Consider the following 25,243-nt stretch of genomic DNA (forward strand, 5'->3'; position numbering starts at 1 on the left):
GCTATTCTACTACTATTTTATTTGCCATTGCTTTATTTATAGCTATTTTTGTACTTTTAATTAATAATATAATTCCACTTGGATTGTCTGATATTACCTCAATTTTTTCACCTGGAAGAAATCCAAGACTCTGCAAATGTGTTTTTACTGAATCTTTGCCTCTTAATTCTTTTATTTTCTTGATTTCTCCTAAAGAAACCATAGACAATAACATATAACCATCCCCTTAAATTTATTTAAATGATATTCACTATTTATTGATAATTAATTTCATATACTATAATAATAACTTTCAATATTTCCCATGTCAACAGTTTTATGAAAATAATTATCATTATTAAAAACTACTTGTAATAGCATTTATGTTTTTCTTATGTATTTTATATAATATTCTTGGTTTTTTTAAAATTATATTTACATGATGAACATTCTCCATTACATTCATCTACTTTATCAAGACATTCTAAAAAAGATACTTTACTGTTGTTGTAATGTCTTATAACAGGTATATTTTTTTTCTTAGCTTGAGTTTCCACTACAGTTTTCAATTTATGAGATACCGTCGAAGTAAACATTACAACTGCATTTGGACTTCCAAAATCCTTAAGAGCTTTTGATGACATATTTAGTATTACTTTTGTTTTGTATCCTTTTTCTTTTCCTAAATTAATATAATCTCTCTTCATTCTTTCATTTCCACCCACTACCAATAAAGTCATTTATCTTCCATCCTCCTTAGATAATTGATAATGATTATCAATAATATTTATAATAAGAGTACCATTTCATTTCCAATCTGTCAAGAAATATAGGTTATTTTCACAAATTTTACATAAAAAATCCATTTATAGATTTGCCATTTTATAAGAATAATAAAACTATATAACTTTTAAGGAATGATTCTAAATGATAGACAAATTATTAATAAAATATGCTTCACCAACTTTAGCAGGAGCAAAAACAGGTAGCTTGTTTAAGGTTTACAAAAACAATAAATTGAATATGAGTACTCAAATTACAAATTATAATCTACTTTTAAATTCTTTAGATGTATACTTAGACATTATTTATACTTGCGATAAATATGACTTAATTTACATTTATAGGTCAAAAATGCTTCTCAATGTTTTAAAAGATAAAAGCGTTACAAATTTTTTAAGCACTTATGGATATAAAGATATTCATATGGAGGGCTACATTAACCACTTAAAATATAGATTTGAACTTTTTCATAAAACACCTCATGAAGTGGGCGTTTTTTTAGGTTATCCTTTAAATGATGTAAAAGATTTTATTAAATATAAAGGAAATAATTTTAAAATTTGTGGTTGTTGGAAAGTATATAACGATGTTGAACTGTGTATAAATAAATTTAAAATTTTTAAAAGATATACTCTATTATTTACTTATCTTTATGAAAATAATTATTCATTAGAAATGTTAATTCATAGTTGAAAGAATTTAAAAATATGTTATTGACAAAATGCGTTCCAAGTAATAAAATAGTTTGCATAAGAACCATTAAGTTTTCATGCAAACTATTTTTATTTAACTAAACTGATAAGGAGATTTTTTATGAAATATGATTCATTTGAAATAGCAATGCTAATTAAAGAGATATATGCAAGTACAATTGAAATTGTTAATGAGAATTTAAAAGGAAGTTCCCTCACTCATCAACAAACTATGGTTATTAAATTAATAGCACATAAAGAAAAGGTGACAATCTCTGAATTGTGCCAAGAAATGTCCTTAGCTAAGGGCACTATATCCGGCATAGTCAGCCGACTAGAAAGGGCTGATTATGTAAAAAAAGTAAAATATGACAATGACAAAAGAAATACCTATGTGGAGTTTTCAGATAAAGGTTATGAATATGCTAAAAACTTTAGGAATGAAATAAATAAAAGTTTCGATAAAATATTTGAAAATTTTACTGAGGATGAGGTAAAAAAAACTAAAAATAATCTAATTGAATTAAGAAATAAATTAAAGGGAGACAATAAAAGTGAGTAATATTTTAATTTTTGCAATAGTAGCTATAACTTTAGCTCTAATATTTTATACAATAGGTGTATTTTCTGAAAGAAAATCTAAAAATCTTAAAAAAAATCATGTAATTATATTTTGGCTAGGTTTAATATGTGATACAACTGGTACTTTAACTATGAGTAAAATAGCCAAATCAGGTGCTAATACAATGAGTGCTATGGGGCTAACGTTACATGGAGTTACTGGATTTTTAGCAATTGTCCTTATGCTGTTCCATGCTATTTGGGCAACATGGGTATTGTATAAAAATGAAGAAAAGAAGAAAGAAACATTCCATAAGTTTAGTATTGTAGTTTGGCTTATCTGGTTAATTCCTTACTTTATAGGAATGGTACTTGGAATGAAAGTATAGTATTTTAATAATAAAAATAACAACTTTATCATGTGATATAGTTGTTATTTTTATTATATAATAGTTCTTATTTTAATCATTTAGTAAAATATTTAAAAATTTTTCTTTGCTATTTAAAAATGATTTCGTTATTTGAAAATGTTCTGTTTCCTCCACATTTACTTCTATAATTTTACTATCTTTAATTTCATATATTGTAGAGTCAGGATAAGTCATAAGTATTGGTGAATGAGTACTTATAATAAATTGACAGTTTTCTTTCACTAGTTCATTTATTCTCGTAAGCATTGACATTTGCCTACATGGAGATAGTGCTGCTTCTGGTTCATCTAGAATATATATACCATTTTTTGAAAATCTATTTAACATTACAGAGAAAAAAGATTCCCCATGAGATTGGTCATGTAGAGATTTACCTCCATATGAATCAATAACCCTAGGTCCTGAACCAATAACACTGTCTAACTCATCTATATTAGTAGCCAAATTATACATAGACTCTGCCCTCAAGAAAAATCCATTCTTGGGACTTTTTATTCCTTTTACCAAGGTAATATATTCGTAAAGTATGGAGTGACTATTTTTCGTAGAAAAATTAAAGTTTTTGGTACCACCTTCTGGATTAAACCCATATGCTACAGCTATAGCTTCCAATAAGGTTGACTTTCCACTACCGTTTTCTCCTACAATAAAAGTGACTTTTGGGTGCATTTTTAATCTTTCTAAATGCTTTATTATAGGCAAAGAAAAAGGATACTCATTAATATTTTCTATTTTTTCTTTATTAATTTTCACTTCTCTTATAAAAGTATTATAATTTATTTCTTCCATTTTACATTTGCCTTTCAATATATTAGAATCCTATTAATTCACTACTGCTAACATATCCATTTTTAAGAGCATCTTCTCTAAGATAAGCATATAACTCTGCATTTGTACTTTCTACATAAGGATTTACATAGAAAATACCAAGTATACCTATAGTAATGCCTGATAATATCTGCCATCCTAAAAATGATAAATCAAGTACAAAAGTATTCCATTTATTACCCTTCATCATTTTTTTACTTATTTCAAAAGCCCTTTCTCTACTTATCTCTGGGTTTTCACTTAATATATACGGTATCATTCTATATTCATAAGATTTTATTATTCCTGGAATTATAAATAACAATGACCATAGAAATTGGAATAAGCCCTTCATAAACATTGTAAATATTGTATTTTTAAGTTGACCGCTTTTATAAATAAAAATCAAGCTATCTAATGTTTTTTCTTCTTCTCTAATACCCATAAAGAAATTATTTTTCCCTATTTCTATGGGATAAACAATTAGTAATTTAATAATAAATAGTACAATAAAAATAAGGATAAATATACCCATAAGCAAAAAAAACAATCCACTAGTAAAAAATTCTTCCACTATATTAAGCGATTGTGATGTTTCTTGATCTAAATCTTCTTCATAATAATATTCATTATTGCCATAATCGTAATCATCTGTATAATTATAATCATTATTCATAAATGAATCGTAAGTGTCACTTACTCTGCTACCAGCTCCGCTGCCTAAACCTCCACTTAATAGTAAGCATATAAAGCATACTAACACTGCTTTCCAGTAAAATCTTTTAAAAGTAATTTTTCCTCGTTCTTTCAGTTCACTTCTAGTCCACATAATATTTCCTCCTTTTCCATAAGTATATTATATGCTAGATTATATTTGCATAATATTACAATATTGTATGATTTAAAATTCATATGATTTATCTTTTAATAATTTTGAAATAAAAATGGTGGATTAAAATAACCCACCATTTCTTTTTATATAAAATAATTAAATTTTAAATTTATATTAGTCAGCTAATCTTTTGTAGCTATCTAATCTATCTTTAGCAGACTCTTCAGCCATAGTGAATAGTTGTTCTGCATCATCTGGGAATTGTTTAGCTATAGCAGAGTATCTTACTTGTTTCATTAAGAAATCTCTGAAGCTTTCTGTTGGCTCTTTAGAGTCAAGTGAGAATGGATTTTTACCTTCTCCTCTAAGAACTGGATTATGTCTGTATAAATGCCAGTATCCAGCTTTAACAGCTTGTTCTTCATTTGCTATAGTTCTTCCCATACCTTCTTTTAATCCATGAGATATACATGGAGCGTAGCATATGATTAGAGATGGTCCATCGTAAGCTTCAGCTTCTACAACTGCTTTAACAAATTGATTGTAATCAGCACCTATAGCAACTTGAGCAACGTATACATTTCCATAACTCATAGCCATCATACCAAGGTCTTTCTTTCTAGATCTCTTACCAGAAGCAGCAAATTTAGCCATAGCAGCAACTGGAGTAGCTTTAGATGATTGACCACCAGTATTAGAGTATATTTCTGTATCGAATACAAGAACATTTACATTTTCTCCTGATGCAAGAACATGATCAAGTCCACCGTATCCTATATCGTAAGCCCAACCGTCTCCACCAAGTATCCATTGAGATCTCTTAGCTAAGTAGTCTTGTCTTGATTTAACAGACTCGATTAAAGCTTTAGTTTCTTCATCTTTTGGTTCAGCTTTATTTATTAATTCAACAACAGCTTTACTTGCTACAACAGAAGCTTCACTGTTATCTTTAGCATCTAACCAATTATTAAATACTGTTGCACCTTCTTCACAACAAGGGTTAGCAGCAAGTTTTTGTATATCTTCAACTAATTTGCCTCTTATTTGTTCAACAGCTAAATGTTGTCCTAATCCATATTCAGCATTATCCTCGAATAATGAGTTTGCCCAAGATGGACCTTTACCTTCGTGGTTGCAAGTATATGGAGTTGCTGGAGCAGATCCTCCCCAAATAGAAGAACATCCTGTAGCATTAGCTATCATCATTCTATCTCCAAATAATTGAGTTACAAGTTTGATGTATGGAGTTTCACCACATCCAGCACAAGCTCCTGAGAATTCCATTAATGGTTGTCTAAATTGAGAACCTTTAACAGAGTTTACGTTCATTACGTCACCTTTTGGAGCAACTTTATCAGTATCAACTGCATAAGCCCAGTTATCTACTTCTACATCTTGAGTATCGAAAGGTTCCATAACTAAAGCTTTTTCTTTAGCTGGACATACGTCAGCACAGTTTCCACATCCTGTACAGTCCATAGGTGATACTTGGATTCTATATTGTAATCCTTCTAATCCTTTACCTATAGCTTTCTTAGTTTTGAATGCCTCTGGAGCATTAGCTAATTCTTCTTCTGTTACAAGAACTGGTCTTATACATGCATGAGGACATACGAATGAACATCTATTACATTGTATACAGTTTTCTGTAATCCATTCTGGAACATTTACAGCTATACCACGTTTTTCATAAGCAGCAGTACCACATGGGAATGTACCATCTTCGTATCCTAAGAATGTACTTACTGGTAAATCATTACCTTTTTGTGCAGTCATTGGTCTTAATATATCTTTTATGAAAGCAGGTTCTTCACAAGTTGTTGCTGCTTCATCTTCTATAGCATTTGACCAAGAAGCTGGAACGTTAACTTTAACTAATGAATTTATACCAGCTTCAACAGCTTGGTAGTTCATGTTAACTACTTTTTCACCTTTTTTACCATAAGCTTTTACTATAGAATCTTTTAAATATTTAACTGCATCATCAACAGGTATTATATCTGCTAATTTGAAGAATGCAGACTGCATTATCATATTTATTCTATTTCCAAGACCAATTTCTTGACCTATTTTAACAGCATTTATTGTATAGAAGTCTATTTCATTTTCTGCTATATATTTTTTCATTTCTGCTGGAAGGTGAGCTTCTAAGCCTTCAGCATCCCATATAGTATTAAGTACGAAAGTACCACCTTTTTTAAGTCCTTGTAATAAATCATATTTATATACATAAGATTGGTTATGACAAGCTATATAATCAGACTCATCTAAAAGATATGTAGATCTGATTGGAGTATCACCAAATCTTAAGTGAGACATTGTTATACCACCAGATTTTTTAGAGTCATAATCAAAGTATGCTTGAGCATATTTGTCTGTATGGTCACCGATTATTTTGATTGCTTGTTTATTAGCACCAACAGTACCATCTGATCCAAGTCCCCAGAATTTACATCTTACTGTTCCTGGAGCTTTTATTTTAATTGGTTCAGCTTTTGGTAAAGATGTATTTGTAACATCATCTACTATACCTAAAGTGAATCCATTTCTAGGTTCTTCTATGTTTAAGTTTTCAAATACTGCATGTAAATCAGTTGGAGTTGTATCTTTTGATCCAAGTCCGTATCTTCCACCTACTACTAATGGAGATATATCAGATTTAGCAAGTACATTAACTACATCTAAGTATAATGGTTCGCCTGGAGCACCTGGTTCTTTAGTTCTATCAAGAACACATACTCTTTCAACAGTCTTTGGCATTGCTGCTAAGAAATGTTCAGCTGAGAATGGTCTGAATAAATGAACTTTTATCATACCAATTTTTTCACCTTTAGCATTTAAGTAGTCTATAGTTTCTTCTAAAGCTTCTGTAACAGAACCCATAGCGACAACTACGTGTTTAGCATCTTCTGCTCCATAGTAATCAAATAAGCTATGTTTTCTTCCTGTTATTTCGCTCATTCTTGCCATATTTTTTTCAACTATTCCTACTATGTCATTATAGTATTTATTAGAAACTTCTCTAGTTTGGAAGTATATATCAGGGTTTTGAGCTGTACCTCTAGTAACTGGATGGTTTGGAGATAAAGCTTTATCTCTAAATGCTTGAACAGCATCACTATCTAATAATTGTTCATAATCTTCATTTTCCATTAATTCAACTTTTTGAATTTCATGTGAAGTTCTGAATCCATCAAAGAAATGTATAAATGGTAATGATCCTTCTACTGCAGACATATGTGCAACTGGAGCTATATCAGCAACTTCTTGAACTGAGCCAGAAGCAAGCATAACAACACCTGTTTGTCTAGCAGCCATAACGTCTTGATGGTCTCCAAATATTGATAATGCTTGAGCAGCTAGTGCACGAGCAGTAACATGGAATACACCTGGTAATAATTCTCCAGCGCATTTATACATATTTGGTACCATTAATAATAAACCTTGAGAAGCTGTAAATGTTGAAGTTAATGCTCCTGCTTGTAATGAACCGTGGAATGCTCCAGCAGCTCCTGCTTCAGATTGCATTTCAACAACTTTTACTTTTTGTCCAAAGACGTTTTTTCTTCCTTGAGATGCCCATTCATCAACTAATTCAGCCATAGTAGATGATGGTGTTATTGGATATATAGCAGCAACTTCTGTAAATGCATAAGCAACATGAGCAGCAGCTGTATTTCCATCAACTGTTTTCATAAATTTAGCCATTTTATGTTTCCTCCTTAATTTTACCCTAAATACTATACAATTTATATTTGTATGTTTATAAAACTATTAATTGTTTTGTCGTTGCTATAAATGCGAATCTGTTTTATAAAACACTTTTTACATTTATTAACAATATTCTGCATAATAATTTAAAGTCCTTCATAATTCTTACAATTTTTAAAATTCAAACAAAAAAATAATTTTTAATACAAAATTATTATTTTAAAGTCACACTTAATACATTACCCATAAAATAACAAGTCAAATCACATTAGTTTCTATTGGTTAAAATTTCCTAATAACATATTTTTAGCTTTAGTTATTGTCATATATTTTTAAATGTCTGCTAATTAGATAAATTCTAGCTAATAGTTTTAGTATCCTATAATATCTGTTTTTTCACCAGTAGCTATAGATATAGAAGCACTAGCTCCTATTCTAGATGCACCAGCATCTATAACTTTTATAGCATCGTCTGTAGTTCTTACACCACCAGATGCTTTAACTCCAACATTTGGTCCAACTACATCTCTCATTAATTTTATATCTTCAGGAGTTGATCCGCCAGTTCCAAATCCAGTTGATGTTTTAACATAATCTGCTCCAGCTTTAACTGATAACTCACATGCTATTTTCTTTTCTTCATCAGTTAAATAGCAAGTTTCTATTATTACTTTTACTAATGCTTCTTTGTTAGCTGCATCTACTACTGCCTTGATATCCTTATAAACAAGGTCATAGTTTTTGTCTTTTAATGCACCTATATTTATAACCATATCTACTTCATGAGCACCTTTTGATATAGAATCCTTTGTTTCAAAAGCTTTTACTTCACTAGTGTTTGCACCTAAAGGGAAACCTATTACTGTACAAACCTTTACGTTACTTCCTTCTAGTTCTTGCTTGGCAAGTTCTATATGTGTTGGGTTTATACAAACTGAAAAGAATCCATGTTCTTTAGCTTCTTTGCAAACTTTTATAACATCTTCTTTGCTTGAAAAAGCTTTAAGTACTGTGTGATCAATCATATTAGCAATATCTTGTTTCATTATTATATAACTCCTTTATATTATGTAATATTTCCTGTATACATCATAAATATGTATTACTACATTTACAATGTATTTCGCTGTTAATAAATATACTTTCATTATTATGTTAGCACATATAATTCTTTTTTTAAAGAAGAGTTTCCTTTATTTTCATAATTATATTTACTTATAATTATTTTTTTTCTTAAATAAAGAAAGTATGTTTTTAACAATAAATGAAAAAAAAGTGTTTTTGAATAAAATAAAATTATTTGTTAAATTATTTAACCAATAAAAATATTTCGCTGGTTAAATATAAAATAGTGAATTTTATTTTAAGAATTATTCATTTTACTTAGTTTAAACATTTTTATATGTAAATATTTTATAAAAATAAAATTTTATTTTTATTTCATAAAAAAAGATATGTATAAAAATACATATCTTCTTCATATTTGATAATTATTTAACTAATTCTACTAATTCTCCGTTTTTAACTCCTGCAGCATTTCCTTCTTCTAAGTCAACATGCATTTCTAATGCGAAAGCAGCATTAGCTCTAACTAATACGTTGTTAAATAAAAGTGCTCTTTCTCCTTCAGTTTGAACTGAAACTATATCTTTATCTTTAACTCCGAATTTTTCAGCATCTTCTAAGCTCATATGTATGTGTCTAGAAGCTACAATAACTCCTCTTCCTAATTCAACTTCACCTTTTGGTCCTACTAATTTACATCCTGGAGTTCCTTCAACATCTCCTGATTGTCTAACTGGAACAGCTAAACCTAATCCTCTAGCATCTGCTAAAGATACTTCAACTTGAGATTCTGGTCTTGTTGGTCCTAAAACTCTCATTTTAGTTGATCCTTTAGGCCCTACTACTTCTACCATTTCTTCACATGCGTATTGTCCTGGTTGAGATAAATCTTTTTTATGTGTTAATTGATATCCTGCTCCGAATAAAGCTTCAACATCAGCTTGGCTTAAATGTATATGTTTATTTGATAATGCTATTGGTAATTTCATGAAATATAACCTCCCAAAAATTTTCTTGTATATAATTATTTCTAATTACTATCTGCAATTCAATTATACATAAATTTCTATGTAAAATCAAACCATAATGATTATTTTGATAATTTTTTCAGTAAATTAAAGTAACCTGGAAAAGAAATATCAATACATTTGTCGCTATCTAAAATTACTTCATTATTACTAATTAAATTTGCAATGGAAAATGACATAGCTATTCTGTGGTCATTAAACGTCTGTATTTTACCACCATGTAAAGGAGTTTTGCCTTTTATTATCATTCCATCTTCTAGCTCAATAGCTTTAGCTCCTATTAAATTTAGATTGTTAACTACAGATTTTATTCTATTACTTTCTTTCACCTTTAATTCTGATGCATCTTTTATAATAGTATCTCCTTCTGCTCTAGTTGCTAAAAGTGCAATTATTGGAATTTCATCAATTAACTTTGGAATTAAATCTTTATCTATAGTAGTTCCTATTAAGTTGGGGCTATATTTTACTAAAATATTTCCAACTTTTTCACCACAAATTTCTTTTTCATCGATTATTTCAATACTTCCATTCATTTTTTTTATCACTTCTATAATTCCCACTCTTGTATGGTTTAAACCTACATTTTTTATTAATACTTCTGAGTTTTCACTTATTAGAGCTCCTACCATTATAAATGCAGCTGATGAAATATCTCCAGGTACATAAATATCTTTATTAAATAATTCATCTACTGGATTTACCTTTATGTCTAAATCATTTACTTCTATATCTGCTCCAAAGGATTTAAGCATTATTTCTGTGTGATTTCTACTTCTCACTTTTTCACGAATAAAACTTGTATTATTTCCATATAAACTTGCTAAAATTAATGATGATTTTACTTGAGCAGACGATACAGGCATATGATAATTTATATTAGTTAAATTTCCACCTTCTATAGTTATAGGTGTTAAGTTTGCATCATCTTTTCCACTTATAATAGCCCCCATTTCTCTTAGAGGATCTGTTACTCTTTTCATAGGTCTTTTTCCTATAGACTCATCTCCAACAATTGTACTTTTAAAATTTTGACCTGCAAGAATACCCATAATAAGTCTTATTGTTGTACCTGAATTACCCACATCTAAAAGTAAATTATCTTCCAGTGATTTCAATCCTCTTAATCCTTTTCCACTTACATATACTTCTTTATTATTTATTTCAATATTCACACCCATTTTTCTAAAGCAGTTAACTGTAGACAAACAATCTTCTCCCATAAGGAAGTTGCTTATTTTATTTTTACCTTTAGAAATGGAAGAAAGCATAATTGCTCTGTGTGATATGGATTTATCTCCAATTAACTCAAAACTTCCCTTAAGCATTGTTGCACTCCTTTATAATTTTTAAAATAAGTTCTTCTTCTATATTATCAAATACTTCAACTTTTCCTTCGCCTACTGGAAGAACAAGATTTATTTTAAAGAAACTATTTTTCTTATCATTTTTCATTATACTAACCACTTCATCAACATTTTCATATTCAAAAGTAGTAGGCAAATTAAATTTTTCACATACATTTATAAATTTGTTGTAATATTCTTTATTTATCAAACTTTTTTCAAGAGACAATTTAAATGCCATATTCATTCCAATTGAAACAGCCTTACCATGGCTTATATGACATAATTTTTCTATTCCATGTCCAAAAGTATGCCCAAGATTTAGTATTTTTCTAAGACTTCCTTCTTTTTCATCCTTATCTACAACACTTCCTTTAATCTGAGCACAAATTTTTACTATTTTTAATAAAGTTGTAGTTTTTCTATCTAAAATATCCTCGTGATTTTCTAATAAGAAATTTAAAAAGTCCATCTTTTCTTTACAAGCACTATTTTCTATAAAAGCATATTTTATTACTTCACCCATGCCACTTAAATATTCTTCTTCTGGTAAAGTTTTTAATGCTTCCACATTTATATATGTAATCTTGGGCTGATGAAAAGCTCCTATTATGTTTTTACTATTACCTAAATTTATTCCAGTCTTTCCTCCTATGGAAGAATCTACTTGAGAGAGTAAGCTAGTTGGTACTTGAACCACATCTATTCCTCTCATATATGTGGATGCCACAAAGCCTGCTAAATCTCCAACTACTCCTCCTCCTAGAGCTATTACTAAAGATTTTCTACTTAAATTCACTTTTATACAGTAGTTCATTATTCTTTCGTAATCTTCTATAGATTTTGAGTCTTCACCAGGATTTATTATATATTCATAAACATATTTCCCCTTTAAATGTTTCATCATTTCCTGTAGCTGAGTATTGTATGTATTGTAATCACACATTACAAAGTAAGCATCATAAATTTTATTTAGTTCTTCCAATGAATGTACATCACAGGCTTCACATAGACTTTTTTGAAAATTTCTATATCCCTCATCAATGTATATTTTGCAAGTATTATTGATTATTTTTTCCATCCTCTATCACCTAACCTTTTTATATAAGAATTGTAATTGGCTTTTAGATCTTCTAAAGAGTCTCCTCCTATTTTATCTAAGAAAAATTTACAAATTACAAAAGCCACAACATTTTCACATACTATGGAACAAGCAGGCACTGCACATGAATCAGAGCGCTCAACACTTGCTTTATATTTTGTCAATGTATTTATATTTATAGTGTCTAGGGGTTTGTATAAAGTTGGTATAGGTTTCATTGCACATCTTATGATTATTTCATCCCCTGTTGTCATTCCACCTTCTATTCCACCCAAATTATTACTCTCTCTTTTTATTCCTTCTTCTTTATTATAAAATATTTCATCCATAACTTGCGAACCAGCAAGGGTAGCCGATTCAAATCCCAGCCCTATTTCAACACCTTTTATTGCTTGTGTCCCCATCAAATGCATGGCTAAATGTCCATCTATTTTTTTATCAAAATGAGTATATGAGCCAAGACCTGGTATTAAATTTTTCACTCTAACTTCTATTATTCCACCTAAAGTATCCCCTTCTTTTTTACACTCATCTATTTTACTTTTTATTTTTTCTTCTAAATCTTTATTTACACATCTTATTTCACTATTATCCACATTATTTTTAATATAGCTAAAATCATAAACTTTATCATCTTTTATTTGTCCAATTTGTACCACATGAGATACAAATTCTATATTGAAAATATTAAGAACTTGTTTGCAAATAGCTCCTATTGCAACCCTTGATGCAGTTTCTCTTGCCGAAGACCTTTCTAGTACATTTCTTGCATCATTAAAATCATATTTTAAACAACCTACTAAATCAGCATGTCCTGGTCTTACATTTTCCACTATTTTTTCTTTTTCATCTATTTCTTCCATGGGAGACATATATTTTTCCCAGTTTTGAAAATCCTTATTTTTTATTTCAAAGGAAATAGGAGATCCCAAAGTTTTCTTTCCTCTTACTCCTCCTACTATATTAATTTTATCCTTTTCTATTTTCATTCTTCCACCACGGCCATATCCACCTTGGCGTTTTCTTAATTCTTTATTTATTTCTTCTATATTAAGTTCTATATTTGATGGTATGCCATCTATAATAGTTATTAAACTTTGTCCGTGAGATTCTCCACTTGTTAAATATCTAAGCATATTGTTCTCCTTATTCTTTTTTTACTTATTTTATTAGTTTATCAAAATAAATCAAAAAAAGACATATTAGTTTATATAAAATAGGCTTGCTATTAGCCATACTTTTATGTCCCATCTTTTCTATTCTTATTTTTCACAAATAAAAATAGTTATTACAACAAGATTAAATCAAATCTTGCTGCAATAACTATATGTAGATTTTGCTAATAGAAATTTTCTTTTATTATAACAAATAATTAAACTAAGTTAATAGCCTCATCATCCTTAATATTTAAACAAGTTTCCGGTTCGTCCTCTATTTTAGCTATTTTAATTTTACATGCAATTAATATTAATGATACTATTGGGTTTATAATGTTTAATAATGCATATGGAGCATATACAAATGCTGATACTCCTAGTGTTCCAGCTATATACGCACCACATGTATTCCATGGTACTAATGGAGAACTCAGAGTTCCACTATCTTCCAAAGCCCTTGATAGCATTTTAGGGTGTATACCTCTTTTTTTATATTCTTTACTATACATTCTTCCAGGTATAACAAGAGATAAGTATTGTTCACCTGCAATTACATTTGTAAAAACACAAGTTACCATTGTGCATAATACTGTTCCAAATATACCTTTCGCAAATCTTAATAAAGATGAAGCAATTACTTCAAGCATGCCTGTTCTTTCTAATATACCACCAAGAGATAAAGCACATATTGTCATAGATACTGTAGACATCATATTCATAAGTCCGCCTTTAGATAGTAACTCATCTACTAATGCTACTCCCGTTTGTGACACATATCCATTTTGAGCTGCTTCTAATATGACACCCATTGATTGTCCTTGTAGAAATACTGCAAATAATATACCTGTTACAGCACCTACTATTAATCCTGGTATTGCTGGAACTTTAAATATAACAAGGCCAATTACTATTACTGGTGCTAATAATAATACTGGTGATAATGTGTTAAACGCAGAAGCTAATGTAGATCTAATCAACTCAATTTGACTTACATCTAAAGCTTGCCCTGAGTATTTCATACCCATTATTCCATATATAACCAAACAAATTATTAGTGATGGTATAGTTGAGTAAAGCATATATTTGATATGTGTAAATAAGTCTGTACCTGCCATTGCAGGGGCTAAATTTGTTGTCTCTGATAATGGTGATAATTTATCTCCAAAATATGCACCAGATATTATAGAACCTACAACCAGTCCAATAGGAATACCTAAACTTTGGCCTATACCCAAAAGGGCCACACCAACTGTCCCCATCGTACTCCAGGATGAACCAGTTGCAAGAGATACAACACAACACACTAAAACTGCTGCCACTAAAAATATGTTTGGCGATAAAATTTTTAGGCCCCAATAAATCATACATGGAACCACTCCACTAACTATCCAAGTACCTATTAGTATACCTATTATCATAATAATTAATATGGCTTGCATAGCCATCTTTATGCTATCAAACATGCTTGTTTCAAGGTCTTTCCACTTAAATCCCAACCTATAAACTGCTACTATTCCGGCTACTGCTGTAGCTCCTACTAGTGGAACATGAGGTGATGCTCCATACATAAATATTCCCACACCTAAAAATAACATCAAAGCTGTAATTGGTATCATTGCCTCTAATAGAGTTGCTTTCCTTCCACTTCGTTCATTCATGAAATATTTTCCTCCTATTTTCAAATAACCTAACCTATGTGCTTAATGTTTTTAATCCAACCTACTAAATATTCACTTATACACTTATTTTGATATAGTTTTATCAATTATTATTTTTATTTTTTATAACACAGTAAAGCTAATATATAATCTAACATTTATTTTTTAGTAAATTAGTTATTGTTTTGTACACCAATATAGGTGCAACTTTAAAACTATACTCTTTTTCTATACGTTCAGTAAATTTATGAGCATCTTTACCAAAACTTCCTATATCTAATACAGGTAAATCAAGTTTTTGCATATCTTCTAATGGTAAATAATATTTACTTCCAAATCCCGGCATATTATTTTTCAATTCACTTATTATTTTAGAATCTTGTGGTGCTGACCCATAACTTAAATCACTAATATAAGGGAAGAATTTTTTATACACAATTTTATATTTTGTTTTTGTATCATCAACTGCTTTTTCAACTGACTCTAATAAATTTTTTTCTTTTTCATTTTTTCCTTCTACATATATATGAGGATAATATGGTGGTGTAAAGTACACAATTACTACAGGATCTTTGTCAGACCATAAACTATGAAGTTCCTCAACCATTTTCAAAGAAAAGTTCCTTTGATCTATGGAACTGTCATTTAGCATTTTCTGTTCAAAGATTTCCATATGTTTTTTTGCTTTTTCTCCCATTTCTTCTATTACTTTGTCATAAAGCTCTGTATAAGTAAGTACCCTTGATTTAAAAGGCAATTCTTTATATTCTCTTTTACTCATATGTGTAAATCTTTTATATTGATTATTTATGTTATCTATAGCATTTTGAAAAGCTTCATCTGCTGCATTTTTCATTTTTAAGAGTACTTCATCTGGTGTGCTACAATGAGTTGAGTAATTGAAAAATAACGTGGCTGTTTTAGCTGTTTGTGCTGAGTACTCTGGTTTTAAATCTCTTTGTTTTAATGAAATAGGAGGAAGAGATACTTCTCCTTCTACTTTGTCACAGAAATCAACATTCAAATTTATCGTTCTAAGTATTTCTGATGATATACTATTAGGATCTATTCCCTTAAAAGCTTCCCCTACATGTGTTTCTTTTCCTACTATATAAAATGATGGCATTAATTTTCCTACTGTACCTATGTACACATATTTATTTTCATCACCTTCATATTCTGATGTCATATAGTCAGTGTCTAAAAGAGCTAAATATTCTAAACCTTCTTCTTCTTTTATTTTTATCAGTTCTGGTATACAAGAAAGCATTCCTCCTGAATTTCCTTCTTCGTCACATACTGCACAGAATATTAAATTTCCCTCAAATTCCTCAAGATTTTCTGATATTTTTTCCATAATTGCCATTATTATTGCATCACCTGTTTTCATGTCAAATAGCCCTCTACCAAATAGATATTCCCCTGAATCTAAATCTTTCTTTACTTCTTCTGAAATATTTACTTGTTTGAATAATTCAGTTAACTCATAAGGCTTATTAGCATATTCTTTTAAATTTCCATAATCCGATATCCCCACTGTATCCGTATGCCCAATCATTATAACAGTTTTTTTGCTATTTCCTTTTTTACCTCTTAATATTGCCATTACTGATTTTCTATTCCATGGGTCATTGGGTACTTCTACAAATTTCAAATCATTAGGATTTTCTTTATAGTAATCCATTTGGCTAAATATTTCATGTACTTTATTTGAAGAATCTATTTCCCCTCTCGTTTCAACAACACTTAATTGTTCCGTTAGAGATATCGCAATCTCTTCTATTCTTTTCCATATTTCTAATTCCATATTTATCCTCCCAATATAATTCAATGTTATTATTTATTACCTATTAACTCTTCATTATTAAAGAAACTATCCGATTCTTCTTTCACTTCTTTTCTAAGAAGTAAAACACCAATCATATTTGTAGCTATCACTCCAGCTAATGTAAAATCTAATAGTACTATAATCTTACTTAAATCCATTGTTGCTCCAACTATTATAAATAATAAATAAATTACTCTCATTACTTTAGAAAACTTACTTCCAAATAAATATTCTGCTTGTTTTTCTCCATAAAAAATTATAACTATTATAGTAGAAAATACAAACATAAGCATACAAAGAGTTATTATTCCTCCGCCAAAAGCATTACCAAATACAGTTTGTATAGCTGCTGATGGCATTGCAGCTGCTTCACTGGCTCCAAATTTATGCCACACATCAGTAGTTAATACTAGTAAAGCAGATACACTACATATCATTAGAGTAGAAACTATTACTTCAAATATTCCCCATAAACCTTGTCTTGCTGGATGATCTGTTATTGCGGCACTATGTGCTATAGTAGAGGTACCCATCCCAGCTTCGTTTGAATATGCTCCTCTTGCAGCTCCTGATTTTATAGTTTGAACTACTGCGGCTCCTGCAAATCCACCAAATCCCGCTTGAGCTGTAAATGCACCTTCAAATATTAGTGCAAATGCTTTAGGTAATTGATCAACATTTATTAGTATAACTACCAAGACTATTATCATATATACACTTGCCATTATAGGAACTAGCTTTTCAGATATTTTTGCTATTCTTTTTATTCCACCGTATACAATAAATCCTACAAATACTATTAAAAAGGCTCCTGACATAATAGGTGTTATATTTATAGTTGATGCACTTTGAACAAATGATGCCGTTTGCGTGGCTATAGAAGGAGCTATTTCTATCATTAAGAAAAATGCAAATAAAGTACCTAACCATGGCAATTTAGCTCCATCTCTTATATAGTACATAGGCCCACCTACATATTCTCCATCTTCATTTTTAATTCTATATTTTATTCCTAGTATTATTTCTGAATATTTAAGAGAACAGCCAAACAATGCAATTAACCACATCCAAAATACTGCTCCAGGTCCACCTGTAGCTATGGCTATAGGCACGCCAACAATATTAGAGGCTCCTATAGTTGAAGCTAGAGCTGATGTAGCTGCTTGGAATGGACTTATTGTTCCATCACCACTAGATTTACTCAGTATTTTTCCAAATGTTTGTTTTAATATAAAAGGGAACTTGGTAAACTGAAAAAATCTTAATGTAATCGTCATTACAATTCCCCCACCTACTAAAACTATCAAAACTGGATACGTCCATAACCAATTTGTTATACTTTCCAATAGGTTAAACATATAATCACTCCTAATAAATTATTTTCTCTACATATTCACTTGTACTAGTTGACATTAGACCACCGTATGTTAGTAAAAACTCCACTTCATCCCCTACTTTATAGTCATTTTCTGATTTACTTATATCTAATATCATGTGATCTGAACTTGCTCCTAGTATTTCTATAGAAGTGTCTATTGGCATTAAAGAATCTGTATCTATATCTTGCTTACCAATTGCTACAATTGCTCTTTTTAAAATTCCTTTATCTTCGTAAACCGGCTTATTTCCAAAAGCATCAATACCCACTTCTCCTATGGGTACTGATGGCTTTTCTTTACACTCAACTATTTGACATACGAGTTTGAACGCATCTTGATATGTTCCTTTTATGATTTTCCCATATGCTGTTTCTCTTCCAAGAACTATGGATTCTCCTATTCTAAGATTGGTTACACCCTTTGGCATATTATCATTCATCATTAAATCTAAGGAACTTGAGTTTCCTCCTGACACTATTTCTAACTTTAAGTTAAACTCTTTTTCAATTTTTCTTGCTATTTGAACTAATCTTCCTGTATTTGTTGTAGATGGTATAATTGCACCATAACAGGTAAGATTTGTTGCTATACCAACTATTTTAATATTTTTAAATTTCTGAATATTTTTTATATCATTAAATAAATCATCCTCATAAAAATATCCTTCTCTTAGATCTCCCAGGTCAAACATTAAAACTATTTTATGAATTACATTTTTTCTTTCACATATTTTGTTTAATGCCTTTATAGTTTTTAATTCTGAGTTAAAACTTATATCACTGTATTTTACAACTTCTTCTAACTCACTTATCATTGGTATTCTAATAAGTATTTTAGGTAAATCTATATCCTTTAATTTTCTTAAGTTACTTACTCTAGAATCTGCAATATAATCTATGCCCTCTTCAACTAACTTCTCTACTACTTGCTCTCTTGCACAAAAGGATTTAGTTACAAAGGCTAAGCTTATATTCTTTTCATGGCACATATGAGAAATAACTTTGACATTTTGTTTTAATTTATTTATATCTATCTCTAATTTAGGGTACATAATTTTTTCTCCTCAAAATTTAAACTTTTTAGCATAAGTTTTAAAGATGCTTCTTCATATTTTTTTGATAAAACACCAATAGATGCCATAATGTAATCATTATCTATTAATATTTTTGTATTTTCTTTTGGCAGAAGGAATTCTTTATTTTTATTGTACCTAGTTACATATTCTAAAATTTCAACTCTATTTGGCAGTCTAGTAAGTGCTCCACCTGTTCCAATTATATACTTAACACCTGTTAAATCCTTGCCTTCTGCTATTTTGCTTTTTCCATTAGTGCCATAAATGTTTCTTATTCTCCCTACATGTCTTATAACAGCTTTCATAACTGCTTCTTTTGTCAATCTTTCAACAAATAATATTTCTTCTTTTGATTTTGGTATTGGAGGGTAATTCTCCATTATTGAACCTATATCTATCTTTAGTTCTTCTTGTAAACTTTCTTTGCCTATAACTTCTACTATATTTCTCATATTTACATATACACCCAGGTCACCTTCTACGCTTCTTTTTGAAACTGGTTCTGGATTTACTAGAATTTTGTTAATGAATTCACTTCCTTCAGTAGCAGAGTGAACATCTGTAGTTGCTCCACCTACATCTAAAGTCAACAAATCACCAATATTTCTATAAAGAAGTTTAGATGCTTCCATTACTGCACCAGGAGTTGGTGTTATATTCTCGTTCACCATATCCTTTATGTATTTCATACCTGGAGCCTTAGTTATATGTTCTTCAAATACATCTTGAATAATTTTTCTTGTTGGTTCTATATTTAGTAAATCAATTTTCGGGTATACGTTTTCTGTTATATAAAGCTTGTAATTACTTTCTTCAAATATTAACTTAATTTCTTCATAATTTTCCACATTACCAGCATATATTACTGGTACTCCTAGATTTAAAGATGCTACCATTTCTGCATTATATATGGCAGTATCTCTTTCTCCATAATCCACTCCACCAGCTATCAAAATTATATTTGGCTTTATTTCTTTTATTTTTTTCAAATCAGTTCTTTTTATTTTTCCTGCTGTAACTTGCTTAATAACTGCTCCTGCCCCTAGAGCTGCTTCTTTTGCTGCTTTTGCCGTCATATCATAAACCAATCCATGAACAGTCATTTTAAGTCCACCGGCAGCACTTGATGTTGCAAACATATCTTTATATTTAATTTCACCTGCATTTAAATTACTAGCTAAATCTTTAATGGCACCTGATAAACCGTTTCTTACATCTCCACCTTCGAAAACTGTGGTAGGTGCTTGACCCTGACCTACAAATTCAGGGTCTTCACCATTAATATTATTGAAGGCGTTTACAACTGTTGTTGTACTTCCTATTTCTGCAACTAGAACATCTATTTCCAATATGCTATTAGGCATTTTGATCCTTTTCTCTTCTCTTTTCTACTAAGAAAGTAGCTACATTGATTCCTTTGCTGTTTCTTCCAAAACCTGCATCTACTCCTTGTTCAACGGCCATTTCAGGTGTTACTTGTGTTCCTCCACAAACGATCATTACTTTATCTCTTATACCTTTTTCTATACAATACTCATGTAACTTTTTCATGTTTTTATAATGTATATCATCATGACTTATTATTGTAGATGCTAATATAGCATCAGCATTTAGCTCTATTGCTGCATCCACTAATTTTTCTACTGGCACTGACGTTCCTAGATAATGACACTCTATACCATATTTTTCTATACCACCGTGTTTTATATCTATTATTTCTCTTAGTCCAACTGAATGCTCATCTTCTCCCACTGTTGCTGCAACAATTTTCATAGGTTTAGCATCTATATCTTCTCTTATTTCTTCATCATTTAATACTTTTGGTTCTTCTGGTATAACTAAATTATTTATATCTATATCAAAAGGAACCTTACCTTTCATTTCAATTCTAGTACCTTCAGATTCGTGCATAACTTCTCTACTTATAACTTCAATATCTTCCAGATTCATCTTTTTACCAAATTCAAGGGCTGCAAATTCAGCTGTTCTTTTGTCTGTTGGAAGCATCATTGTTATCATAACTATACCGTCTGCACACCATTCCATCTCCGGCTTTATTTTAGTTCCAAGTCTATATTCTTCTGATTCTTTCAATCTCGTTTCAACATTGTCAAAATCATCAAGTTCATCTATATATACTATTTTTTCAGGATTTTCAAAGGTAGAACCTCCAATTAATGAAGCTGGGTTATCTATAGCATTTTCGTCATATTGAGCTACATTATTATATCCAAAGTGAGCAGTTACAGGTGCAAAATAGTCTTCGTCTCTTTCATAAACAGTGCCTTCTCCAACTCCTCCTTTTATTTTTCTTGATATTCCATCTCCATTTCTTTCTGGATAATTTCCTGAATCAACAAAGAATCCTTGCTCAACAGCTTCAAAATATCCACCAGCTTCAATGATTTCTTCCATGTAAAGTACAGCTCTTTCTTTAATTTCTCTCGCCTTATCTCTTAATTCACCAGTATCCTTTAGTTCTATCATATCCATAAGCCCATCCATACCAATTAAGGCTTGTTTTGCTGTATCACATGCTTCTATATTATAAATATGCCATGGGACATTTCTCCCTTCGTCAGGAGTTATAGTTGATTGCACATCTGCTCTAGTTAATACAGATGTTAATAGGTTTAACACATGAGTAACTGTTGCTTCTCTAGTAGATGAGTCCATATATTTAGTATTCATTTGAGCTCTCATTTTGTAGTCACTGAAAAATTCTCTAAGTGCAACAGCATAAGGTAAGTCAATTCTCAAACAAGGTGCAGGAGGAGCTGTTGGAGGAACTGTTGATAAACATATATTAGATTTGTCTATTCCTATTTTTTCAGAGAAAATAGAGTTTAAGGCATGTTGTACCATAAGTTCTGGCATTACCTTCCAAGCTTCTCTAGCAGTTGCATTGGCATTATGAGCTCCATCTATTTGAGCCATATTGGCAAATGACATAATCTGTTTAGCTTCACAGGCATCAACAAAGGATCTTATCATGTTTATATTTCTATACAAAACGTTATATTGTGGATCTTGGTGAGCCCCATTTATTCCTTCTTCAGCAAACATTACAGCTACTTCTGGCCCTGCAATACCACTTACATATGAATGGTAATTAATAGGTCTTCCTACTTCTTCTTCTATAAAATCTAGAGCTTTTCTCTGAGCTCTAACTTGCTTTCTTGTTATTGGAACACCACCTATTCCTTGAGGGGTACCTTCTATAAGACCATCAAAGTGTGATTGCCCAGCAGTTCTTATAACCATTAAGTGATCCGCACCATGGTGAGCTGCCATTCTCATTCTTCTTATATCATCTTCAAATCTTCCTGATGCAATTTCAGTAGTTATAACAGGTACAGGCTGAGGATCTATATTATTAAAATATTTAGCTGATGGTAATGCAACACCATCTGTTAGAGGTTTTGTAGCTTGCTTGTATTCAAATGGGCCCATTTCAAGATTTTCTACATGTTCTCTCCATGTCCATCCTCTTCTTTTGGGTCTATATTTATCTAGATCTTTAAGAATATAATCTATATCTAATTTTTTATTTTCTTTTAGCATTCTAATTCCCCCCCTCTACAGTTACTTCCTTACCTGGTTTTTCATTGTTATGAAACAATTCTATTACTTCATCCCAGCCTTCACCATTTATTAACATTAACCCTGCTTCTCTAACTGTTATACCCTTGTTTGTTGCTAATTTGTAAACTACATGACCAGCACCTTTTCCTATTAATCCTCTTTCCATAACTCCCTCTAGTATTGGTTTTACTTCAAGAGAAGAAAATCCCATTCTAAGCAAAATAGATCTTTCTATTGATGGTGTTGTATTTTTTCTGCCTAGTTCTACCATTGGATCAACTATTTGGCTTGCTAATTGCCAGAATCTATCCTTTAGTTGTTGATCACTTAGCTCTTGAAGATGCTTTCTTCTAACTTCAAAATCATCTTGTCTTTTTTCCATATATATCCCCCTCATTTATTTACCACTAAACTATGGTTTTCACCTATTTATATTTATTTAATAACTCTTATTTCAAATTATCTATAACTTCTATTACAAACTCCTTAGAGCTCTTTGTCTCTTTCATTAGGAATTCAATGTCATCATTGCTTAAATTATTAACATCATTTATTTTATTGTTTAGAACACAATTTTTTATATAAGATTTTCTTATTTTATTAATATCAACATCTACACATTTTAATAGTTCTGGGCTTTGAGGTAGAATTAAATTTTTACCAGCTATTTCATCCTTTGGATTGCCAAATTTTATTTCTATTCCATTTTCTCTGGCAAAAGTAAGTTGAGGATTAATATGTTTTCCTGCTCCAGTGTATTCAGTTTCTTGAACTACTATCATTTTTTCCTCATCTAATTCTTGCGCTAGAGAAAATGCTGCTGTTAAAGATGTATTTCCTGCAGGTCCTCTTTCAATACCCTCCAACTGTGCCAACAACTCAGTTATATAAAATACCTCTCCTTGTTTAACTAGTACATATCTGTCCATATATCTAAGTGGTCTAGCTGCTGATCTAGGAACATCAGATCTATCTGGCCATGTACAAAATGGTATTCCAAAACCTGTATGTCCTGTAGTAAATGATTTTCTATTAAACTGACTGTCACTAGCCATATGTAATCCTTTTAGGTCAACGCTAGCTCCTACTACTTGACTATTTAATGCATTTGCTTTTATCAAACCTCTTGCTGTACCTGTAAGATTACCGCCACCTGCATTAGTACAAACAACCACATCAGGGTTCTTACCATATTTTTGTTTGAATTGAGTAGACAGTTCATCTCCTAAAGTTTCAACACCTGCTATACCAAATGGAGAATATAAAGAGGCATTAAAGTATCCCGTTTCCTCAAGTAAAACTAAAAATGTATAAAATAACTCTGGTCCAACTGTTAATTGAACAACTTCTGCACCATAAGCTTCACATTTTCTTGCTTTTTCTATAATTTCTGGTTGACCTATTCCCTTAGAATCATAGCATTCTTGTACTATTATACATTTTAATCCTTGCATAGCTGCTTGAGATGCTACAGCTGCACCGTAATTCCCACTAGTTGCTGCTATTACACCTTTGTATCCCATTTTTTTAGCATGATATACAGCAGTAGCTGCTCTTCTTGCTTTAAAACTACCAGAAGCATTCATTGCCTCATCTTTTATAAAAATTCTAGCTCCTTTTCCTTTTGGAGCACATTTTCTCGCTAAATCAGTTAAATTTTTAAGTTCTATTATAGGAGTGTTTCCTACTGCATATTGTGATTGAATAGATTCTATTTCTTCCAATGTGTATCCAGTTTCACTCATCATTTTTTCATAATCAAATCCAATGCCATCTTTCTCAAAAGATGAGTAATCTATTCCTATGGCATTTTTCATTATTTCATTTTTTCTTCCCATAACAGCTTCATAGCTCATATCTTTTTCTAAAACACTACTACTCATTATCCTCACCTCCAAATAATATTTCCTTTGCTTGAATTCCTATTTGAAGTAACTCTGGTATACACTTCCCATAGTCATGAGTATAATATGGGTTTACTTGAACTAAATTACCTTTTACAAATCTTCCTGTTATAGTTTTCACTTCAACTAAATCCCCTACATTAGCATCTTTTTGTATAAATCCTTTAACCCACATTTCCAACGGCACTTTTTTAGTATCATCTGGAACTTGTGGCGCTCTTTCATCAGGAGTTAATACTAGGTTGTGTATGATAACCCAATCATTGCATTTAGCATCCATTTTGTTTTCCCCCTTTAAACACTATATATTTTTTAACTTC

At 30.6% G+C, this 25,243-nt stretch carries 22 protein-coding genes; 3 read left to right on the forward strand and 19 right to left on the reverse strand.

The window, feature by feature from the left end:
• Nucleotide 1: 1 nt before the first annotated feature.
• A complete protein-coding gene (locus JW646_RS03840; RefSeq protein ID WP_074918653.1) occupies nt 2-214 on the reverse strand; it encodes a FeoA family protein in 213 nt (70 codons plus the stop codon).
• A 166-nt stretch (nt 215-380) separates the two neighbouring features.
• On the reverse strand, nt 381-719 hold the full coding sequence (locus tag JW646_RS03845; RefSeq protein WP_074918655.1) for a DUF2325 domain-containing protein: 339 nt from the start codon (nt 717-719) through the stop codon (nt 381-383).
• 187 nt (nt 720-906) lie between these two features.
• Between JW646_RS03845 and JW646_RS03850 the strand changes: the two genes are divergently transcribed.
• The 3 genes from JW646_RS03850 (at nt 907) to JW646_RS03860 (ending at nt 2,404) form a co-directional block, all read left to right on the forward strand.
• Complete coding sequence (locus tag JW646_RS03850) at nt 907-1,455, forward strand: DUF3793 family protein (protein ID WP_228416656.1); 549 nt, start codon at nt 907-909, stop codon at nt 1,453-1,455.
• Between the two features lie 120 nt (nt 1,456-1,575).
• Nucleotides 1,576-2,016 (forward strand): MarR family winged helix-turn-helix transcriptional regulator, encoded by a 441-nt coding sequence (locus JW646_RS03855; RefSeq protein ID WP_148557985.1) that lies wholly within the window; start codon nt 1,576-1,578, stop codon nt 2,014-2,016.
• On the forward strand, nt 2,009-2,404 hold the full coding sequence (locus JW646_RS03860; RefSeq protein ID WP_148557986.1) for an HsmA family protein: 396 nt from the start codon (nt 2,009-2,011) through the stop codon (nt 2,402-2,404). Before JW646_RS03855 ends, JW646_RS03860 begins: the two co-directional genes overlap by 8 nt.
• Nucleotides 2,405-2,476: 72 nt before the next feature.
• Here JW646_RS03860 and JW646_RS03865 read toward each other — a convergent pair whose 3' ends face one another.
• The 17 genes from JW646_RS03865 to ortA form a co-directional block, all read right to left on the reverse strand.
• Nucleotides 2,477-3,235, reverse strand: a complete 759-nt coding sequence (locus JW646_RS03865; protein WP_074919166.1) for an AAA family ATPase — start codon at nt 3,233-3,235, stop codon at nt 2,477-2,479.
• A 22-nt stretch (nt 3,236-3,257) separates the two neighbouring features.
• Entirely contained in the window at nt 3,258-4,082 is an 825-nt protein-coding gene (locus JW646_RS03870; RefSeq protein WP_228416657.1) for a DUF975 family protein, read from the reverse strand.
• A gap of 177 nt (nt 4,083-4,259) precedes the next feature.
• Nucleotides 4,260-7,793 (reverse strand): pyruvate:ferredoxin (flavodoxin) oxidoreductase, encoded by a 3,534-nt coding sequence (gene nifJ / locus JW646_RS03875; protein WP_228416658.1) that lies wholly within the window; start codon nt 7,791-7,793, stop codon nt 4,260-4,262.
• A gap of 374 nt (nt 7,794-8,167) precedes the next feature.
• Nucleotides 8,168-8,842: a deoxyribose-phosphate aldolase gene (gene deoC, locus JW646_RS03880; RefSeq protein WP_331478057.1), complete on the reverse strand. Its 675-nt coding sequence runs from the start codon at nt 8,840-8,842 to the stop codon at nt 8,168-8,170.
• A 444-nt stretch (nt 8,843-9,286) separates the two neighbouring features.
• Entirely contained in the window at nt 9,287-9,850 is a 564-nt protein-coding gene (locus JW646_RS03885; RefSeq protein ID WP_074918670.1) for a phosphate propanoyltransferase, read from the reverse strand.
• Nucleotides 9,851-9,951: 101 nt separating this feature from the next.
• On the reverse strand, nt 9,952-11,217 hold the full coding sequence (gene aroA, locus JW646_RS03890; RefSeq protein ID WP_228416659.1) for a 3-phosphoshikimate 1-carboxyvinyltransferase: 1,266 nt from the start codon (nt 11,215-11,217) through the stop codon (nt 9,952-9,954).
• Nucleotides 11,210-12,316: a 3-dehydroquinate synthase gene (gene aroB, locus JW646_RS03895; protein ID WP_228416660.1), complete on the reverse strand. Its 1,107-nt coding sequence runs from the start codon at nt 12,314-12,316 to the stop codon at nt 11,210-11,212. The genes aroA and aroB overlap by 8 nt, the downstream gene beginning before the upstream one ends.
• The gene (aroC, locus tag JW646_RS03900) at nt 12,304-13,473 is read right to left on the reverse strand and encodes a chorismate synthase (protein WP_228416661.1); all 1,170 of its coding nucleotides are present in this window, start codon (nt 13,471-13,473) and stop codon (nt 12,304-12,306) included. Before aroC ends, aroB begins: the two co-directional genes overlap by 13 nt.
• A gap of 236 nt (nt 13,474-13,709) precedes the next feature.
• On the reverse strand, nt 13,710-15,152 hold the full coding sequence (gene nhaC, locus JW646_RS03905; protein WP_148557994.1) for a Na+/H+ antiporter NhaC: 1,443 nt from the start codon (nt 15,150-15,152) through the stop codon (nt 13,710-13,712).
• A 151-nt stretch (nt 15,153-15,303) separates the two neighbouring features.
• Nucleotides 15,304-16,959, reverse strand: coding sequence for a M20/M25/M40 family metallo-hydrolase (locus JW646_RS03910; RefSeq protein ID WP_228416662.1), 1,656 nt, complete (start codon nt 16,957-16,959; stop codon nt 15,304-15,306).
• Between the two features lie 29 nt (nt 16,960-16,988).
• Complete coding sequence (locus tag JW646_RS03915; protein WP_228416663.1) at nt 16,989-18,338, reverse strand: alanine/glycine:cation symporter family protein; 1,350 nt, start codon at nt 18,336-18,338, stop codon at nt 16,989-16,991.
• A 10-nt stretch (nt 18,339-18,348) separates the two neighbouring features.
• Nucleotides 18,349-19,410, reverse strand: coding sequence for an ornithine racemase Orr (gene orr, locus JW646_RS03920; RefSeq protein WP_228416664.1), 1,062 nt, complete (start codon nt 19,408-19,410; stop codon nt 18,349-18,351).
• On the reverse strand, nt 19,395-20,798 hold the full coding sequence (locus tag JW646_RS03925) for a GlmL-related ornithine degradation protein (RefSeq protein WP_228416665.1): 1,404 nt from the start codon (nt 20,796-20,798) through the stop codon (nt 19,395-19,397). Before JW646_RS03925 ends, orr begins: the two co-directional genes overlap by 16 nt.
• Entirely contained in the window at nt 20,791-22,998 is a 2,208-nt protein-coding gene (gene oraE / locus JW646_RS03930; RefSeq protein ID WP_228416666.1) for a D-ornithine 4,5-aminomutase subunit OraE, read from the reverse strand. Before oraE ends, JW646_RS03925 begins: the two co-directional genes overlap by 8 nt.
• A gap of 1 nt (nt 22,999) precedes the next feature.
• Entirely contained in the window at nt 23,000-23,401 is a 402-nt protein-coding gene (locus JW646_RS03935; protein ID WP_074918690.1) for an ornithine aminomutase subunit alpha, read from the reverse strand.
• A gap of 67 nt (nt 23,402-23,468) precedes the next feature.
• Nucleotides 23,469-24,902 (reverse strand): 2-amino-4-oxopentanoate thiolase subunit OrtB, encoded by a 1,434-nt coding sequence (gene ortB / locus JW646_RS03940; protein WP_228416667.1) that lies wholly within the window; start codon nt 24,900-24,902, stop codon nt 23,469-23,471.
• Nucleotides 24,895-25,203: a 2-amino-4-oxopentanoate thiolase subunit OrtA gene (ortA, locus tag JW646_RS03945; protein WP_074918694.1), complete on the reverse strand. Its 309-nt coding sequence runs from the start codon at nt 25,201-25,203 to the stop codon at nt 24,895-24,897. The genes ortB and ortA overlap by 8 nt, the downstream gene beginning before the upstream one ends.
• Nucleotides 25,204-25,243 lie beyond the last annotated feature (40 nt).

This window comes from Terrisporobacter hibernicus (genome assembly GCF_020809405.1).
Taxonomy (GTDB): domain Bacteria; phylum Bacillota; class Clostridia; order Peptostreptococcales; family Peptostreptococcaceae; genus Terrisporobacter; species Terrisporobacter petrolearius.